The organism is Brucella sp. NBRC 12950, from assembly GCF_030268145.1.
In the GTDB taxonomy this organism is placed as follows: domain Bacteria; phylum Pseudomonadota; class Alphaproteobacteria; order Rhizobiales; family Rhizobiaceae; genus Brucella.
In genome coordinates this window covers 493,478-509,305 of sequence record NZ_BSQC01000001.1, presented here as the reverse complement: position 1 = coordinate 509,305, position 15,828 = coordinate 493,478, and the positions used below count along the sequence as shown (strand labels likewise).

Genomic DNA, 15,828 nt, shown 5'->3' with positions numbered 1-15,828 from the left:
AGAGACTGAACTGGAGAGAACAGCATGTCCGCCACCTATGATGACAACAACATCTTTGCAAAAATCCTGCGCGGCGAGATTCCGTCAACGCGCGTCTATGAAACGGATGATGTTGTGGCATTCATGGATGTCATGCCGCAGGGAACCGGCCACACGCTGGTTGTTCCAAAAGCCCCTTCACGCAACCTGCTTGATGCAAAGCCGGAAGCGCTCGCCGAAGCCATCAAAGCCGTGCAGAAGATCGCAAATGCCGTGAAGAAGGCTTTTGACGCGGATGGCGTCACTGTCATTCAGTTTAACGAACCGGCAGCAGGCCAGACAGTTTACCACCTGCACTTCCACGTCATCCCGCGTTTTGAAGGCGTAGAACTGAAGCCTCACACCGGAAAAATGGCAGACGCAGCCGTTCTTACAGCAAATGCTGAGAAAATCCGCGCAGCACTTTGATAAGAATCGTCTTTATAAGCTCAACAATCCGGCAATCAGCAGCGCTTCAGCCACCACAATACCGACAAGCAAGCGCTTGCCCGCGATAAGATAAGCGACGAATCCGGCAGCTGCCGATCCAACACGAAGCCACATCGGGGAGTTTGCGAGCTCCCCGTTCGGATACAGAATAAGCTGTGCGATCACGCCTGCAACCAGTGCCGTCGCAACACAGCGCACAAACACCAGAACCTCCGAATCCTCACGTACCCGGCCACCGACAACCACTCCCATGACGCGGAAGATGTATGTCGGAAGTGCTCCTGCAAGCAGGATGAATACAAGCGGCCACCACCAATCGGAATAACTGTCCCAATTCATTGCAGAGCCTCCTTGCTCGCCTTGCGCGAGCGGTGAAAGGCGAATGAAATCAGCCCGCCGAAAACACCAGTCAGAAGCAGATCATAGCCCGGTGCAAACTGGTGGAAGATCGGGAAAAGCACGATGCCCGAAACCATCGCAATCTGCCCTGCCCGTTCGCGCGCCGATCTCCAGAGCGATGTTAGAAAATACATCGGCGTGAGCATGAAAAGCGCTGCAAACACTACAGGTGGAAAAGATGCCGACAGCATATAAACCAGGGCGACCACAAGCGCATTCGTGCCGACAAGAACAGTGCCGATGCCTGCAAAATAGCTGGTCCGCATCGTGCGCGGCACATTACGCAGCTCTTCCATTGCCATGACCCAGGCCGTCACCGCCACAAAATGGCATAGGGCCGCAAGTGTCAGCTTGCGTGTCTTTGGGCCTTTCAATTCCGGTAAAAGCGCGACAACCATCGGCATAAGGCGAACAGACGACAACCCGACAGCCAAGGCCGCTGCTGGGATTGATACCCCGGCGCTGATCGCACCAATGAGTACGACCTTTGCAGGCAGAGCCCAAATGGTCAGTGTCATAAACACCGCCTGCCCTGCTGTTATGCCGCTTTCAATTGCAAGCCCTGAAAAGCCGATGAACGAACTCATCAGTAAAATGGCAGGCACGCTCACGATTCGGCGCGTACCGCGAAAAAACCAGCCAAGATGGCCAGATTGCTCTGCTGACTGTTGGTCGGAACTGGGGGAAAGACTCGAAGACATGCTTCAAACTAAAACATTTCCAGCAAAAGTGCGAAGCGGTTTTGCGCAGGATAATGCATATTAAAAACTGAAGATGTATTTAAGCCAAAATTGCGAAGCGGTTTTTCAGCCGCAAATGCCGTCAATAAAAAAGGCCCTTCATGTGAAGGGCCTTTTTAAGTTCTTATTTCTTACGAGGCACTTTAGGAACCGACGATTTCGCCGTCGAAGCCTTGGTGACAGGTTTTGGCGCGGCCTCATCCTTGCCAGCCAGAACCTTTTCCTTTTCAGCCTTCTTCGGTGCTGCCTTCTTGCGCACAGGCTGCTTCTTTTCAGCCGGAATATCCTTCTTCGGAGTAACCGGCTTGTCGGAAACAGTCTCGAGAGCAAGATCGGTCTTGCCGTCGTCCTTTGTCGTCACATCGACGCGAACTGTACCGCCATGCTTGAGCTTGCCAAACAGCACTTCATTGGCCAATGGCTTCTTGATGTGTTCCTGAATCACGCGAGCCAGCGGACGCGCGCCCATGCGCTCGTCATAACCCTTGTCAGCAAGCCAAGCGATAGCAGGCTCGGTCAGTTCGAATGTCACGCCACGTTCTGCAAGCTGTGCCTCGAGCTGCAGCACGAACTTCTGAACGACCTGATGAATGACCGGAACCGGCAGCGGACCGAATGGAACGATTGCGTCGAGACGGTTGCGGAACTCCGGCGTGAACAGCCGGTTGATCGCTTCCATGTCGTCGCCTTCGCGCCGTGTCGAACCGAAACCAATCGCAGCCTTTGCCATATCGGCAGCACCGGCATTGGTGGTCATGATCAGAATCACATTGCGGAAATCGATCTTCTTGCCGTTGTGATCGGTGAGCGAGCCATGATCCATAACCTGCAACAGAATGTTGTAGAGGTCTGGATGCGCCTTTTCGATTTCGTCGAGCAACAGCACGCAATGCGGATGCTGATCGACGCCATCGGTCAGAAGGCCGCCCTGATCGAAGCCGACATATCCTGGAGGGGCACCGATCAAACGCGATACAGTGTGACGCTCCATATATTCCGACATGTCGAAACGAAGCAGTTCAACGCCCAACGAAGAAGCAAGCTGCTTGGCCACTTCCGTCTTACCGACACCTGTTGGGCCTGAGAACAGATAGGAGCCGATTGGCTTGTCTGCTTCCCGCAAACCTGCGCGGGCAAGTTTGATCGCAGAGGAAAGCGCTTCAATCGCCAGATCCTGACCATAGACAACGCGCTTCAGTTCCGATTCAAGATGTGCGAGCACCTGCTCGTCATCCTTCGAAACAGATTTCGGCGGTATCCGTGCCATGGTGGCAATGGTTGCTTCGATTTCCTTGACGCCAATGGTCTTCTTGCGCTTGTTTTCCGGCAGAAGCATCTGGCTTGCACCAGTTTCATCGATCACGTCGATGGCTTTGTCGGGCAACTTGCGGTCGGAGATATAGCGTGCGGAAAGCTCCACAGCCGACTTGATAGCATCAACCGTATATTTGACTTTATGGAAGTCTTCAAAATACGGCTTCAGACCTTTCATGATCTCAATCGCATCCGGAATCGATGGCTCATTGACATCGATCTTCTGGAAACGACGCACCAGAGCGCGATCCTTCTCGAAGAACTGACGATATTCTTTATATGTCGTCGAACCAATGCAACGGATTGCACCCGAAGAAAGAGCTGGCTTCAATAGGTTCGATGCATCCATCGCACCGCCGGAAGTCGCACCGGCACCGATGACGGTGTGAATTTCGTCGATGAACAGAACCGCACCCGGATATTCTTCGAGCTCTTTTACGACCTGTTTCAGACGCTCTTCGAAATCACCGCGATAACGTGTACCGGCAAGCAGCGTACCCATGTCGAGCGAGAAGATCGTGGCATCAGCAAGCGCTTCAGGCACATCGCCTTCCACAATTCGCTTTGCCAGACCTTCGGCGATTGCGGTTTTACCAACGCCCGGATCACCCACATAAAGCGGATTGTTCTTGGAGCGACGGCAGAGAACCTGAATGGTGCGGCTGATCTCGCTGTCACGACCGATCAGCGGATCGATACGACCAGACTTGGCTTTCTCGTTCAGATTGACGCAATAGGCAGTAAGCGCATCCTGCTTTTTCTTTGCGCCTTCTTCCGGCTCCACACTCGTACGTTCTTCGCTCGGGCTTTCAGCGCCACGCGGGGTACGCGTTTCGCTACTCTGCGTGCGTTTTGAAATGCCGTGCGAAATATAATTGACGGCATCATAGCGCGTCATCTGCTGCTCCTGCAGGAAGTAGGCAGCATGGCTTTCGCGCTCGGCAAAGATGGCAACCAGTACATTCGCACCGGTAACTTCTTCGCGGTTGGAGGACTGGACGTGAATCACGGCGCGCTGGATCACGCGCTGGAAAGCTGCCGTCGGCTTGGAATCCTCGTCATAGCCGGTGACGAGATTGTCCAGCTCACGGTCGATATAATCGGTCACGATCCGTTTGAGATGCTCGAGATCGACGTTACAGGCGCGCATCACTGCGCCCGCATCCTGATCGTCGATCAGGGCAAGCAAGAGGTGTTCGAGCGTCGCATATTCGTGATGCCGCTCGTTCGCGATGGTAAGCGCTTGATGCAGCGCCCTTTCAAGGCTGGGAGAAAACGATGGCATATGACCTCACTTTTTCTCCATTACACATTGTAATGGATGCTGGTTTTGGCGGGCAAAATCCATGACCTGGCTAACCTTGGTTTCGGCAACTTCGTAAGTGAATACACCGCACTCACCGACACCGTGGTTATGAACATGCAACATAATACGCGTTGCGTCGTCCATATTCTTTTGAAAAAACCGCTGCAGGACATGAATGACAAACTCCATAGGAGTGTAGTCATCATTGAGAAGCAGGACACGATAGAGGCTTGGCTTCTTGGTTTTAGGCTGCGTGCGCGTGACCACAACCGTACCGTTATCCGGTCCGTTCCCGCCGTTGGTCTTGCTCTGCATGACTGGATTAAAATGCCTCATGAAACCTAACACCCGAATGCCCAACTATCTGGCCTGCCTGCCCTCATATGTAGGGCGTCATGATCTGATTTTAAGCCCTTCATCGACACTTGCAACCGAGACTTATTGCAAGGTGCTGCATTGGCACAGTTATCTCAGTCACTTTTACGAGTAGGCAACCATCGAAAGATGTTCAAAATCAAAAATAGCTATCAATAAGACGAATGGGCACCCGAAACCGCTGGACACATTTTTTGAAAATTTATGAATATTGTAGTTACCATAAACGGATTGGTAACGCTGATGACAGTAAGGTTACGGAATTAGACAGCTGTGTGCCCTTCGCGCCGCAGTTCAAAAAAACCGGAATACAGGCAGGTCATCATCGTGCGTACCGCATTCAGCAAAGTAGCATATGCCTTGAAAAGAGCGGCGCAAGCCACACTTCTTCTCGCTGTTGTAACAGGCTGCTCTACGGCCTCAACGACAGTTCCTGCTGTGGCAAATGACAGATATGCCGCTATTGTGATCGATGCAAACACCGGAAAAACGCTGTTTGCATCCAACGCAGACGCTAAACGCTATCCGGCATCGCTGACCAAGATGATGACCATGTACATGCTATTTGAAGGCATGAAGTCAGGTCGTATCAATAAAGATACCCGTATTCCTATCTCTTCTTATGCAGCAGCGCGTCCACCGACAAAGATTGGCTTCAAGCCAGGTCAGACCATCCGTGTTGAAGATGCTATTCTCGCCATGGTGACCAAGTCAGCCAACGACGTTGCAACTGCTTCTGGCGAATTCCTTGGCGGCTCGGAAGAGCGTTTCGCACAGATGATGACGGCCAAAGCCCGTCGTCTGGGCATGGCAAACACCACTTTCCGCAACGCGTCGGGCCTTCCGAACATGTCGCAGGTTACGACTGCACGCGACATGGCAATCCTCAGCATTGCGCTTCGTCAGCACTTCCCGCAGGAGTTTTCATACTTCTCGCGTCGTAGCTTCGTGTTCCGTGGTCAGACAATCAATGGTCACAACCGCCTGCTCGGTCGTGTTGAAGGCGTTGACGGTATTAAAACCGGTTACACCAATGCATCGGGCTACAACCTCGCTTCATCGGTCAACTATGACGGTCGTCGTCTCGTTGCCGTTGTCATGGGCGGCAACACCGGCGCCAGCCGCGATGCACACATGACCCAGCTGATCCGCAAGTATCTTCCTGCAGCCACTCGTGGTCGCGTTTCGGAACCACTTGTTGCGATGCGTGGTGAAGTTCCACAGGTTGTCGCATCGGTTGATCTGCCAAAGGCACGTAATGCACCGGTTCCAGTTGCTCGTCAGACAACTGAAGTTGCTGATGTCATCAACAACGAAAGCGGCGAAGGCGATATTGACCAGCCACAGGTTCTGGCTCTCGCCGCACCGACACAGCGCCCAGCTGCAATGGCAGCGCAGGCAGCTGTGCGCCCAACGCCAAAGGCCGCAGTTCCATCGGCTCCAGCACACGATATCGACCCTGTAACGACAGCATCAGCACCCGCTTCCGGTGGTTGGGCCATTCAGGTCGGCTCGCTGCCAAGCGAAGGCCAGGCACGCGATATGTTGACCAAGGTCTCTTCATCAGTCGGTGCGCCACTTCGTTCCGCATCGCCTTACACGGAAACATTCGTGAAGGGTAACTCCACTTTCTACCGTGCTCGCTTTGTAGGCTTCTCCTCGAAGCAGGCTGCATGGGATGCATGCGCATCGCTCAAAAAGAAGAACTTTGGCTGCTACGCAGTCGCAAATTAATCCGAGCGAGAGGGGAAGCTCTCTCGTAACCGCTTTAAACCCGAAAATAGTATTGCGTAGAGGGTTTCGAGATGTCGAATATGAATGAAACGATCGGACAATATGCACTGAAGTCCAGCATATGGACTGAACAAGCGCCTCGCCCATCCGGACTGGGTTCACTGTTCTCCGTTCAGGCTCTTAAGCAGGCTGCGATTCGTCTTGCCGATGTGCGTCATGGAAAAGGTTTCCATACGCGTGATCTGGTTGGATTGCTGGTTGGCCACGCCGCTCGCAATCGCCGCATGGTGCAGCCGCGCACCATGATGCGTATGACCCTGCCGGTTACGTCCGATAAAGTGGCAGTACGCATCACAATTGAGAGCTGAAATATCTCACCAACAAAAAAGGCCCGTCATTTCGACGGGCCTTTTTGTTTATAAACTAAAGCAATCCCAGCGCTGCAAGCTCCTGTCGAAGCTCTGGCGGCAATGCTGCCCTGCCCGACTTACCAGCGGCTTCATCAAGCGGAACCTCGTTTTCACTGAGATAGCGCCAGCCCTGAAAAGCGCGGCGTGGTTGCCACTGAGTCGGATGGATTTTCGGTTCCAGCACCAGATGGCAGCGATTGATGCCCTGCTCATCCGTAAACGGACGTATATCGAGCAAGCGCTGGCGGCATTGAACATTGCCTTTGATCACCCAGTAAAGCGATCCGCCTTCAAGCAGTTCATCAATACGTTTGGGAACCATGCGTGTCGTGTGAAACTGTTCCGGGACAAGCCCGGCAGTGCGCTGCTCCGCAAGCCTGAAATCGATCCAGGCTGCGAGATCTTCGATGCTATCGCAGCCGACGCAAAGTTTGACGAGATTAAGTGCCATGAGGCTGATTTAGCCAAGCTGAATGCAGGCTTCAAGTGATAAGAATGTTATCCTCAGCAGGCAACCACATTGACGGCCAGTCCGCCCTGACTGGTTTCCTTGTAGCGCTCGCTCATATCGTGACCCGTCTGACGCATGGTTTCGATACAGGCATCAAGCGGCACGAAATGCTGACCATCCCCCTTAACAGCGAGCGATGCAGCCGTAACAGCCTTCACAGCGCCAAGCGCATTGCGTTCAATACAAGGCACCTGCACGAGACCGGCAACCGGATCGCAGGTCATGCCCAGATGATGCTCAAGGGCTATTTCAGCTGCATTCTCAATCTGCTCAGGCGTGCCGCCCATAACAGCCGCAAGACCGGCAGCGGCCATAGCTGATGCAGAACCGACCTCACCCTGACAACCGACTTCTGCGCCTGAGATCGAAGCATTGTGCTTGATCACGCCACCAATTGCCGCTGACGTCAGCAAGAAGTCTCGAATGCCCTTTGCATCGGCATCGTCGTGGAAATGAAGGTAATATCGCAGAACAGCAGGCACGACACCCGCCGCACCATTGGTCGGTGCGGTTACAACACGCCCGCCCGAAGCATTCTCTTCGTTGACGGCCATCGCATAGACGGACAGCCAGTCATTTGCGAGCAGCGGATTCAGCTTGTTGTTGCGCCAATCGTCTTCCAGACGCTCAAATAGCTGACGCGCACGGCGACGGACCTTCAAGCCCCCCGGCATGATACCATCGCGGCTCAGGCCACGTTCGATACAACCGCGCATCGCACCCCAGATGCGATCAAGACCTTCGTCGAGATCAAGGCACGACATATGGCACTCTTCATTGGCGCGCTTCATGTCGGCAATGGAAAGCCCACTTGAACGTGCCATAGCGAGCATTTCAGCTGCATTGTTGAACGGATAAGGCACATTGGCCTTTTCCTCGCGCTTTCCACCACTGGTCTGCACGCGGCTCAATTCTTCCGCAGTCACAACAAAGCCGCCGCCAATCGAAAAGTACACACGGCGGAGCAGCAATCGGTCACTTTTGTCGTATGCCTCGAAAGCCATGCCATTCGCATGGCCGGGCAAAGGCGTCTTACGATCAAGAACCAAATCGGTCTTGGGATCAAACTGATATGCCGGATGCCCAGCGGGCTGAACCGTCCTGGCACGCGAAACCTTCTCGACTTCGCTATCCATAATATCCGGATCAATCGAATCAGGTGTGAAACCACAAAGGCCCAAAATCACAGCGCGATCCGTGGCGTGGCCGACGCCGGTATAGGCGAGTGAGCCATGCAGGCTCGCCTTCAATCGATAAACCTTGGCATTGGCGGGCTTCGGCCAATTGCCGCTGACCAGTTCATCGAGGAACATATGGGCAGCCGTCATCGGACCCATCGTGTGCGAACTCGAAGGCCCAATACCAATTTTATACAGATCGAATACCGACAGAAACATTCTACACCTATTTCGCCCCGCAAACGGGCAGCGCAATGTCACGCGCCAATGCGCAATAATATTACACCATTAACAGATAGTGTAGGAGAGGAACAACGCCAACAGAATGCCGAAATGCGGCATTAAATTTCCGGTTTACGCAACTCCATAGCACGTCGAACCTCAATTAAGATACGAACGCACGTTCTGTCCATTTTCAATGCAAAGCCATATCCGAAAAGCCATTCAACTTTTCGGGACCGAATGCATCTGCATCAAGCGGAGAAAAGATAAGCCATGAGAATGATTGTAGCGAGGCCAACGACTGCCCAGAGCGTCACGCCCCAGCAGGATTTTTGAACGGTTTCGTCCATGGAGATTTTTTTACAACCTTGTTGTGCAACTCTTATAAGCAGCGTCCTTCACAACGCTGTTACCGGAGATATAATCCTGACGCAGATGAAACGCAACTGTGAAAAATGGCGGAAATGCGGCGCATTTCATCATCTCGCAACAGCACGATTCAAAAACTGATTTAGTATCAGAACCTTAACAACAGCTATGCTTAACAAAAGCTTTAAAGTCACGGCAGAAATGGGGCATCAGGGTTGAGGCAGCAGCATATCTGTCTTGCCGGTCATCCAATAGGCTGTAAGCCCTACCCATTCACGCATTGCTACACTAAAGCGCGACAAGGCTTCGTTCGGCGATTCAAGATAGATTGAAAGGCCCTGCTTTGCTGGTGTCTTATAATCAACCGGCCATGCAACAACGTCAAAGCCTGCTTTGCGGAAGCACCCGATAGACCGCGGCATATGATAGGCCGACGTCACCAGAAGCCATGTTTCACTGGGCTTTGGTTCAGCGAGCGCCTTGGAAAACTCCGCATTTTCTACTGTATTGCGGGATTTGTTCTCAAAAATGAAGCGATCACCTGAAAAGCCCAGATCAGACAACATTGTGCGTGTGCTATCGGCTTCGGGCTTGGTGTCTTCAAAAAAAGCACCGTCCCCACCGGACACAATGACTTTCGCGTCGGGATAAAGTCGTGCAAGCCGCATCGTCTCAAAAATTCGATCGGCAGCGCTATTCAATTCAAATCCGGGACGTCCTGTATTGATGTCACCATTCATATAGCCGCCCAGAACTACAATGCCATCAACACGTTGCGGGAGCTCGGTCTGTTTTGCAAAGCGATCTTCCAGCGGCGCAAGCAACACGGTGCCAAGCGTTGTATAAGCGCTGATAAACAACACCAATACAGCGGCAATAAGCGTTGTAAGCCCGAGTTTTCTAAAGCCGGTCCAGATCAGCAAAAGTGCGATCAACAGAAATACGAGGATGATTGTCAGCGGCTGAAAAAACAGCCAGAAAAGCTTGGAAACACTGAAAAACAACGCGATCTCCACCGATAAGCTGCACGATATAACTCGAACCGAACGAATCCGGTCCTTTGACATAGTTCAATTCGGTGCATCGCGCTTTCCAAAAATCATTCTGATTTTCGTGCCAGTGCTACAGCCATGCAATCGCATGTGATAGGAATCGGCTCGACTCTTAGTGTCACAGCTCAGGAAATAACATGCAGAGCAATGCTGAAATGACTGTAACGCCCGCAAGCCGTCCGCGCCTGACGCGCATTGATATTGCGCGCGGCGTCGCGCTTATTGCGATGGCGATCTATCATTTCGGCTGGGATCTTGAGTTCTTCGGCTACATGGCACCGGCAACGACAGCACATGGCGGATGGAAGCTCTTTGCGCGCTGCATCGCATCAAGCTTCCTGTTTCTGGTCGGTTTTAGTCTTGTGCTCGCGCATGGCAGAGCCATCCGCTGGGAAGCAATGGGAAAGCGTCTGTTGCAGATCGGAGCGGCAGCAGCAGCCATTTCCGCTGTGACATTCTATATGTCACCCGATAACTTCATTTTCTTCGGCATTTTGCATCAGATCGCACTGGCAAGCGTGCTGGGTCTACTGTTCTTGCGCCTGCCACCTGTTGTTACACTGATCGTGGCAGCTTTCGTCATAACCGCACCGTTTTATGCGCAGTCAGATATTTTCAACCAGATGTGGCTTGCATGGATCGGGCTTTCGACAGTCCCGCCTCGCTCCAACGATTACGTGCCGCTGTTTCCATGGTTTGGCGCTGTGCTGATTGGTATAGCGGCGGCACGTATCTTCAAGCGCTTTAACTGGCTCCCGATACTATCCGGCGACATTAAGCCCGCCTTTCTGCAAAAGCCGCTCACCTTTATCGGTCGCCACAGTCTTGCATTCTATCTGATCCATCAGCCTGTGCTGATTGCGCTTGTCTATCTGTTCTCGCAGATCATGCCGCCAGCACAGCCAGCGCCACGCCAAGCCTTTACGCAATCCTGCGTCGCATCCTGCATTCAGAATGGAAGTGAAACGCTATGCACGCAGTTCTGCGGCTGTGTTGTGAGCGAACTCGACAAGGCAAAACTGTTCGACGACGTCTTTAACGGCAAGGCTGACCAGAACAATAACAGCACGGTTCAGCAGATCGCCGAGATGTGCTCACCAGTGCCGGATAATCAGCCTTAAATCAGGTAGAAACACCAAGTTCTGCAAGACGTTCAATGCAGGCTTCTTCAACCTGATCGAGTTCGGAAAGCGTTTCGTCAATGTCGCGACGCTTCTGGCGCAGATCGGCACGCTTTTCCTCAACGCGCTTCATCAATAGCTTGAGCTGGCCGGTTTCACCCGGCGGCTCGCGATACATCTGTACGATTTCGTGTATCTCGGCGATTGAAAAACCAAGACGCTTTCCACGCATAATCTGCTTCAGAAGATGCCGATCAGAAGGCCTGAACAAGCGTGTGCGACCACGCCTTACCGGCGAGATCAGCCCCTCATCCTCATAAAAACGCAATGTCCGGGTCGATATCCCGAATTCCCGCGTCAGTTCTGTGATCGTATAATATTCGCGCACCACAATATTCCAATCTTGCAATATGCAGGCGAATGTTGTGCAACCGCATTTACGTAAAAGTCAATATTAAACCGTCACAATCCCGCACATTGGCTAATACAAGCCACTACATTTAACGTATGACCTTGCCATCATAGTGCCACCCATGCGTTATGAAATGACAATAGGATCAATAACTGACGGCGATTCATGCGGCGCTCTATCAAATTTACCCTTATTGGACTGGTTATTGTTGCGCTTGCCGGGGCAACTCCCTTTGCCGTTGAACCAATCGTCCAGAAGATCGGCGAAGGCTCAATCCGTCAGCTGGCAAAAGATGGAAATTTCTGCACAACTGAGAATTGCGAAGAAGGTATAAACTATGCCATTGGCTTCCTCGAAACCAATTACGGTCTCTCACCGCAGAACGTAAAATGGTGCATGGGCGTCGATGTCATCGCTCATTATGAATTGCCATTTGCGAACGGGCTGAAAAAAGCAATAACCGATCGCATGTATCAGCGCTGCGGCGACCCTAATCAGGACGAACCTGTCGGCAACTATACGGCAGAATAGAAGGCCTTTATTTAATGACGCGACTTTTGCGTATCGCTGCCTGGTCGATTCTGGTTTTAATCCTCGTGGTAACGATCAGCCCAATCCAGTTCCGTCCGATCACCGGCGAGCCTGCTGATCTGGAGCGTTTTGCTGCTTTTTTTCTGGTCGGTTTTCTCTTTGCACTGGCCTACCCCCGCCAATGGCTGGCAGTCCTGCTACTGACGGTCGGTTGCGCAGGCATGTTTGAGCTGCTTCAGCGGCTCGCACCCGGACGGCACGGTGAATTTGCCGATTTCCTTTTCAAAGCGGTTGGTGCCCTTGCGGGCGTTTGTATAGGCCGAGGCTTGAGCCTCCTGCCTTTCTTTGAAAGCAAATTGAAGAGGTAAAATCTCTTTCCTCTAATGGAACCAATTGGTTGTCGGTACGTTTTATCCGCATCAATTCCAATGGAGGTTTCAAATGGCCGACAATAAGACTGCTAGCGACGTTCAACAGGCTCTGGAACAGCAGATTTCTGATCTTCGTGGTGAACTGAAGCGCCTGTCGAAATCCTTAGCATCCCGCTCAAGCGATCTGAGGGATTCTGCCGAAGATGCGTTTGATGATGCATCCGGACGTTTTCGCCACGCGGCACAGGTTGTTCGTGAGCGTGGTCAGGCTGTCGCGGAAACAGTCAAGGAAAACCCTGGTACGGCAACGACGCTTTTCGGCACCGCCGGTGTGCTCGGAATTTTAATCGGCGTTGCAATTGGTTGCGTGATCTCCTCCGATCGCCGCTGATCAAAAAAATCCTCCCGACTAACCCGCGCCCTCCCAGCGCGGGTTTTTCTATGGGCTTTACCTGCCTGACCAAGACTGCTACTCGAAACCATTGGCAATCTGCCACCGGTCGCAGCCTACCCGGTCAAAACAAGGACAAGCGCTTGATATGCAAGCGTGAAGACTGCACCGTGGCTTTTAAAAAGGCACGCAAATGTCTGAAAAGACAATATATTCCGATCTCAAACAACTCGGATCGAACAGCACGATACCGCAATCTCCGGAAGAGGCCGTTCTTGAAAGGGTCGCAAACCCGCAAGCAGGAACGCCGTACTGCATTCGCTTCACAGCACCAGAATTCACCTCTCTATGTCCTATGACCGGACAGCCGGACTTTGCACATCTGATGATCGATTATGTTCCGGGCAAGTGGTTGGTTGAAAGCAAATCGCTTAAGCTTTTCCTGTTCTCATTCCGCAATCATGGTGCTTTCCATGAAGACTGCACGGTCACAATCGGCAAACGGCTTGCTGAACTGTTAGCCCCGGAATGGCTGCGCATTGGCGGCTATTGGTATCCGCGTGGCGGCATCCCGATTGATGTGTTTTATCAGACGGGCGAAACACCAAAGAATGTCTGGATTCCTGAACAGTCTGTACCCAATTATCGCGGTCGCGGTTGATCACAAATCCCTGTAACTATTGCCGCTAGAAGTCACGATGCTTATTATTAAATCCCGTGATTGGCATCATTTTGAAACCGGAAACGCTCCAGATGAACAAAGTTGTCCTACTGATCTCGCTGGCCGTTCTTTCCGGCTGTGGTGCCGGAAAAGCGGCAATGGATGCAGGCAAAGGCTTTGATCGATTCGCTTGCATGTCTCGTAACATGAAGGGCGAGACGGCCTGCCCGCAGCCCGACAACCCGAACCAAAATCCATAACTTGAAAAGAGGCAGTAATGGCCATTCAACCCCAAGATGTCCTCGATTTCTGGTTTTCAGCAAAGATGCGCGAAAACTGGTTCAGCAAAAGCGATGACATCGATGCGGAAATTCGCGAAAAGTTTCTGGCAGCTTATGAAGATGCTCGCGCTGACAAGCTGGAAGACTGGAAACAGCAGCCGGAAAGCGCACTCGCGCTGACTATCCTGTTCGACCAATTCCCGCGTAATATGTTCCGCGGCTCTCCACGCTCATTTGAAAGCGACGGCCTTGCCCGTGATGTTGCAGCGCAGGCGCTCGATCATGACTTCGACCGCAAACTTTCAGCTGAGCAACGTCAGTTCTTCTACCTGCCATTCATGCACAGCGAACATCTCAGTGATCAGAAACGCTGTGTCGATCTTTACGAAAAGCTGGGTGATGAGTTCTCGTTGGGCTTTGCCCGCCAGCATCACGATATTATCGAGCGTTTTGGTCGTTTCCCGCACCGTAACAAGGTTCTGGATCGCGAAACGACCAGCGAGGAAGCCGAATTCCTCAAAGAGCATTCCGGCTTCTGATTGTTAGAGCAGCTTGTAAGGCAAGATACCACGGCGGTCGTGATCGACCGCCAGTCTACTTTTCAAAGGCGGGACCGCACGCTGCACACACTCAGCTCGGTCGCAGATACGGCAGGAAACACCAATCGGATCAAATGCCGAGCGTGTCGCAATATCCAGCCCATCCGCATAGACAAAATCCTGCGCGTGTGTGACTTCACATCCCAAAGCGATAGCATAACGACGCTGCGGCGCGTGAAACCCGCCTTCACTCTTGGTGAGTTCGGTGGCAACACAGAGATAACGCGCACCGTCCGGGGTTTCGGCCAACTGTCGAATAATCCGCCCAGGCGTCTCGAATGCCTGATGAACATTCCACAACGGACATGCCGCGCCATAACGCGCAAATTGCAGCTTGGCGGCACTGTGCCGCTTGGTGATGTTTCCGGCTCGGTCGATCCGCGCGAAGAACACCGGCACGCCGCGCTGGCCTGAACGCTGCAATGTGCTGAGACGATGCGCAACCTGCTCCAGACTTGCTCCAAAGCGCGAGGCGAGCAATTCCAGATCATGCCGCAGCTCTTTGGCGGCTGAAAGAAACGTCTGATAGGGCAAGACCAGCGCACCAGCGAAATAATTGCGCAGACCGATTTTGCAAATCTCGACCGCTTCTGCCGAACGGAAATCCGCACGCTTAGCAATTGCAGTCACAAGCTCTTCCATCTCCAGTTCGGCAATCTGAAACGCTATCTGGAAATTGCGAGTCGAAGCTGGCGAATAGGGATTAAGATAAAGGACGCGAGCAATTGGATCGAAGCGACGCAGAATAGCTTCATCGGGATCAGCGCGTGCAACACGAACACGATAGCGCTCATCCATATATTGCGGTAGGGCAACACCGATATCGCGCGCCGGTATCTTCAGCTCATCCGCGAGCTTTTCTGCTGCAATATCAAGCTCATGAACATAGTTATCGATAAAATGAAAGAAGTCTCGTACTTCTTCATATGGCGCGGGCTCGGCGATAGAAGGCGCGCGCCCTAGCTGGTTATCGAGACTTGCAAGCTGCTCACTGTTGCGCCGATAGGCCTGATGACAAGCGATCAGTGCATGAGCCAAACCCGGCGCATTTTGCGTGATGAGTTTCAGCTCCTGCAAATTCGGCTTGTAATTATCGAACACCGGATCGGCCAGCGCCTCGGATACTGCCGATAACAGCCGATCATCATCGCCAAGCGAAATCGCACCGATATCGATTTGATAATTTTCAGCCAAAGCCAGTAGCACAGCTGCCGAAACGGGACGCTGATTGTTCTCAATCTGATTCAGATAACTCGTTGAAATACCTAAGCGTTCAGCAAAGCCCGACTGTGTCGTCTTATGCTGCTCACGTATTTCGCGGATCTTCCTGCCGACATAGAGTTTTTTCGGTGCCATGTTTGCAACTTTGCATTTCGCTATTTG

General features: G+C 52.5%; 20 protein-coding genes. 11 read left to right on the top strand and 9 right to left on the bottom strand.

Features of this window, described 5'->3' with window-relative positions:
* The first annotated feature begins 24 nt into the window (after positions 1-24).
* The gene (locus QSJ70_RS02485) at positions 25-447 is read left to right on the top strand and encodes an HIT family protein (RefSeq protein ID WP_285534667.1); all 423 of its coding nucleotides are present in this window, start codon (positions 25-27) and stop codon (positions 445-447) included.
* Positions 448-459: 12 nt separating this feature from the next.
* Here QSJ70_RS02485 and QSJ70_RS02480 read toward each other — a convergent pair whose 3' ends face one another.
* Positions 460-807 carry an AzlD domain-containing protein gene (locus QSJ70_RS02480; RefSeq protein ID WP_079211960.1) on the bottom strand — a complete coding sequence of 116 codons (348 nt, stop codon included), beginning with the start codon at positions 805-807 and terminating at the stop codon, positions 460-462.
* Complete coding sequence (locus QSJ70_RS02475; RefSeq protein ID WP_285534729.1) at positions 804-1,454, bottom strand: AzlC family ABC transporter permease; 651 nt, start codon at positions 1,452-1,454, stop codon at positions 804-806. Before QSJ70_RS02475 ends, QSJ70_RS02480 begins: the two co-directional genes overlap by 4 nt.
* On the opposite strand from QSJ70_RS02475, the gene QSJ70_RS02470 reads away from it, so the two are divergent.
* Entirely contained in the window at positions 1,372-1,632 is a 261-nt protein-coding gene (locus QSJ70_RS02470) for a hypothetical protein (protein WP_285534738.1), read from the top strand. The genes QSJ70_RS02475 and QSJ70_RS02470 overlap by 83 nt on opposite strands.
* 99 nt (positions 1,633-1,731) lie before the next feature.
* Here QSJ70_RS02470 and clpA read toward each other — a convergent pair whose 3' ends face one another.
* Both clpA and clpS read right to left on the bottom strand, forming a co-directional pair.
* Complete coding sequence (gene clpA / locus QSJ70_RS02465) at positions 1,732-4,206, bottom strand: ATP-dependent Clp protease ATP-binding subunit ClpA (RefSeq protein ID WP_231194098.1); 2,475 nt, start codon at positions 4,204-4,206, stop codon at positions 1,732-1,734.
* A gap of 6 nt (positions 4,207-4,212) precedes the next feature.
* Positions 4,213-4,563: an ATP-dependent Clp protease adapter ClpS gene (clpS, locus tag QSJ70_RS02460; protein ID WP_171380119.1), complete on the bottom strand. Its 351-nt coding sequence runs from the start codon at positions 4,561-4,563 to the stop codon at positions 4,213-4,215.
* Between the two features lie 366 nt (positions 4,564-4,929).
* On the opposite strand from clpS, the gene QSJ70_RS02455 reads away from it, so the two are divergent.
* Together QSJ70_RS02455 and QSJ70_RS02450 are read left to right on the top strand one after the other, a co-directional pair.
* Complete coding sequence (locus tag QSJ70_RS02455; RefSeq protein ID WP_007875235.1) at positions 4,930-6,336, top strand: D-alanyl-D-alanine carboxypeptidase; 1,407 nt, start codon at positions 4,930-4,932, stop codon at positions 6,334-6,336.
* Positions 6,337-6,407: 71 nt separating this feature from the next.
* Positions 6,408-6,704, top strand: coding sequence for a hypothetical protein (locus tag QSJ70_RS02450; RefSeq protein ID WP_007875237.1), 297 nt, complete (start codon positions 6,408-6,410; stop codon positions 6,702-6,704).
* A gap of 55 nt (positions 6,705-6,759) precedes the next feature.
* Here the strand turns inward: QSJ70_RS02450 and QSJ70_RS02445 are convergent, their stop codons facing one another.
* From QSJ70_RS02445 to QSJ70_RS02435, 3 genes are all read right to left on the bottom strand, one after another.
* Positions 6,760-7,197 (bottom strand): DUF1489 family protein, encoded by a 438-nt coding sequence (locus QSJ70_RS02445; protein WP_079211964.1) that lies wholly within the window; start codon positions 7,195-7,197, stop codon positions 6,760-6,762.
* Between the two features lie 53 nt (positions 7,198-7,250).
* Complete coding sequence (locus QSJ70_RS02440; protein ID WP_079211965.1) at positions 7,251-8,654, bottom strand: L-serine ammonia-lyase; 1,404 nt, start codon at positions 8,652-8,654, stop codon at positions 7,251-7,253.
* A 581-nt stretch (positions 8,655-9,235) separates the two neighbouring features.
* On the bottom strand, positions 9,236-10,030 hold the full coding sequence (locus tag QSJ70_RS02435) for a YdcF family protein (protein ID WP_285534663.1): 795 nt from the start codon (positions 10,028-10,030) through the stop codon (positions 9,236-9,238).
* A 203-nt stretch (positions 10,031-10,233) separates the two neighbouring features.
* On the opposite strand from QSJ70_RS02435, the gene QSJ70_RS02430 reads away from it, so the two are divergent.
* Positions 10,234-11,199 (top strand): heparan-alpha-glucosaminide N-acetyltransferase, encoded by a 966-nt coding sequence (locus QSJ70_RS02430; RefSeq protein WP_152027338.1) that lies wholly within the window; start codon positions 10,234-10,236, stop codon positions 11,197-11,199.
* Position 11,200: 1 nt separating this feature from the next.
* On the opposite strand, the gene QSJ70_RS02425 is transcribed toward QSJ70_RS02430, so the two are convergent.
* On the bottom strand, positions 11,201-11,587 hold the full coding sequence (locus QSJ70_RS02425) for a MerR family transcriptional regulator (RefSeq protein ID WP_007875253.1): 387 nt from the start codon (positions 11,585-11,587) through the stop codon (positions 11,201-11,203).
* 189 nt (positions 11,588-11,776) lie between these two features.
* On the opposite strand from QSJ70_RS02425, the gene QSJ70_RS02420 reads away from it, so the two are divergent.
* The 6 genes from QSJ70_RS02420 to QSJ70_RS02395 all read left to right on the top strand — a co-directional run bounded on the left by QSJ70_RS02420 (position 11,777) and on the right by QSJ70_RS02395 (position 14,385).
* Positions 11,777-12,142 carry a hypothetical protein gene (locus QSJ70_RS02420; RefSeq protein WP_064320695.1) on the top strand — a complete coding sequence of 122 codons (366 nt, stop codon included), beginning with the start codon at positions 11,777-11,779 and terminating at the stop codon, positions 12,140-12,142.
* 14 nt (positions 12,143-12,156) lie between these two features.
* Entirely contained in the window at positions 12,157-12,510 is a 354-nt protein-coding gene (locus tag QSJ70_RS02415) for a VanZ family protein (RefSeq protein ID WP_064320696.1), read from the top strand.
* Positions 12,511-12,583: 73 nt separating this feature from the next.
* Entirely contained in the window at positions 12,584-12,904 is a 321-nt protein-coding gene (locus tag QSJ70_RS02410; RefSeq protein WP_007875256.1) for an ElaB/YgaM/YqjD family protein, read from the top strand.
* 193 nt (positions 12,905-13,097) lie between these two features.
* Positions 13,098-13,565 carry a preQ(1) synthase gene (gene queF, locus QSJ70_RS02405; protein ID WP_285534662.1) on the top strand — a complete coding sequence of 156 codons (468 nt, stop codon included), beginning with the start codon at positions 13,098-13,100 and terminating at the stop codon, positions 13,563-13,565.
* Positions 13,566-13,657: 92 nt separating this feature from the next.
* A complete protein-coding gene (locus QSJ70_RS02400) occupies positions 13,658-13,825 on the top strand; it encodes a hypothetical protein (RefSeq protein ID WP_285534660.1) in 168 nt (55 codons plus the stop codon).
* 17 nt (positions 13,826-13,842) lie between these two features.
* Positions 13,843-14,385, top strand: coding sequence for a DUF924 family protein (locus QSJ70_RS02395; RefSeq protein ID WP_285534659.1), 543 nt, complete (start codon positions 13,843-13,845; stop codon positions 14,383-14,385).
* A gap of 3 nt (positions 14,386-14,388) precedes the next feature.
* On the opposite strand, the gene QSJ70_RS02390 is transcribed toward QSJ70_RS02395, so the two are convergent.
* Positions 14,389-15,801 carry a helix-turn-helix domain-containing protein gene (locus QSJ70_RS02390; protein ID WP_285534657.1) on the bottom strand — a complete coding sequence of 471 codons (1,413 nt, stop codon included), beginning with the start codon at positions 15,799-15,801 and terminating at the stop codon, positions 14,389-14,391.
* Positions 15,802-15,828: the final 27 nt, after the last annotated feature.

Bases quoted from the DNA above. Each gene is read 5' to 3' on its own strand.
- QSJ70_RS02415 (WP_064320696.1), top strand. From the start codon at position 12,157: ATGACGCGACTTTTGCGTATCGCTGCCTGGTCGATTCTGGTTTTAATC.
- QSJ70_RS02445 (WP_079211964.1), bottom strand. From the start codon at position 7,197: ATGGCACTTAATCTCGTCAAACTTTGCGTCGGCTGCGATAGCATCGAA.
- clpA (WP_231194098.1), bottom strand. From the start codon at position 4,206: ATGCCATCGTTTTCTCCCAGCCTTGAAAGGGCGCTGCATCAAGCGCTT.
- clpS (WP_171380119.1), bottom strand. From the start codon at position 4,563: ATGAGGCATTTTAATCCAGTCATGCAGAGCAAGACCAACGGCGGGAAC.
- QSJ70_RS02450 (WP_007875237.1), top strand. From the start codon at position 6,408: ATGTCGAATATGAATGAAACGATCGGACAATATGCACTGAAGTCCAGC.
- QSJ70_RS02395 (WP_285534659.1), top strand. From the start codon at position 13,843: ATGGCCATTCAACCCCAAGATGTCCTCGATTTCTGGTTTTCAGCAAAG.
- QSJ70_RS02475 (WP_285534729.1), bottom strand. From the start codon at position 1,454: ATGAGTTCGTTCATCGGCTTTTCAGGGCTTGCAATTGAAAGCGGCATA.
- QSJ70_RS02440 (WP_079211965.1), bottom strand. From the start codon at position 8,654: ATGTTTCTGTCGGTATTCGATCTGTATAAAATTGGTATTGGGCCTTCG.
- QSJ70_RS02485 (WP_285534667.1), top strand. From the start codon at position 25: ATGTCCGCCACCTATGATGACAACAACATCTTTGCAAAAATCCTGCGC.
- QSJ70_RS02480 (WP_079211960.1), bottom strand. From the start codon at position 807: ATGAATTGGGACAGTTATTCCGATTGGTGGTGGCCGCTTGTATTCATC.
- QSJ70_RS02420 (WP_064320695.1), top strand. From the start codon at position 11,777: ATGCGGCGCTCTATCAAATTTACCCTTATTGGACTGGTTATTGTTGCG.
- QSJ70_RS02410 (WP_007875256.1), top strand. From the start codon at position 12,584: ATGGCCGACAATAAGACTGCTAGCGACGTTCAACAGGCTCTGGAACAG.
- QSJ70_RS02430 (WP_152027338.1), top strand. From the start codon at position 10,234: ATGACTGTAACGCCCGCAAGCCGTCCGCGCCTGACGCGCATTGATATT.
- QSJ70_RS02400 (WP_285534660.1), top strand. From the start codon at position 13,658: ATGAACAAAGTTGTCCTACTGATCTCGCTGGCCGTTCTTTCCGGCTGT.
- queF (WP_285534662.1), top strand. From the start codon at position 13,098: ATGTCTGAAAAGACAATATATTCCGATCTCAAACAACTCGGATCGAAC.
- QSJ70_RS02390 (WP_285534657.1), bottom strand. From the start codon at position 15,801: ATGGCACCGAAAAAACTCTATGTCGGCAGGAAGATCCGCGAAATACGT.
- QSJ70_RS02470 (WP_285534738.1), top strand. From the start codon at position 1,372: ATGGTCAGTGTCATAAACACCGCCTGCCCTGCTGTTATGCCGCTTTCA.